1 pseudogene is annotated in these 348 nt (G+C 37.1%); it reads right to left on the bottom strand.

The annotated features are described in order from the left end of the window. A pseudogene (locus tag ACFINO_RS10715) lies at nt 1-348 on the bottom strand (ParB/RepB/Spo0J family partition protein); the annotation flags it as partial.

Genomic DNA, 348 nt, shown 5'->3' with positions numbered 1-348 from the left:
GATAACTTTCATTCCAATTACGTCTGCAAGCAATTTTTCTAAAGATTTTGTTTCTGCATCTTTTTCCAGAGAAGTGCGTTTTTTGACCTTAGGATTTGCCTGCTCATAGACTAATATTTCTGTTTGGCGTACAGAGAGACCTTCACGAATAATTTTTTCTGCCAAGTCCAATGGATTATCAACAGTTATAAGACAGCGTGCATGACCAGCAGAAAGTTGTCCATCAGTTAAAAATTTTTGTACCTTTGATGGCAATTTCAACAAACGAAGCGTATTTGCAACATGACTTCGACTTTTTCCAATCACTTGTGCTAAATCTGCTTGCGTATAGCCATGTTCATTCAGCAA

This window comes from Bartonella sp. AA83SXKL (genome assembly GCF_042196965.1).
Classification (GTDB): domain Bacteria; phylum Pseudomonadota; class Alphaproteobacteria; order Rhizobiales; family Rhizobiaceae; genus Bartonella.
Note: the sequence above shows the minus strand (reverse complement) of the source record. Positions and strands in the feature narration are given on the sequence as shown.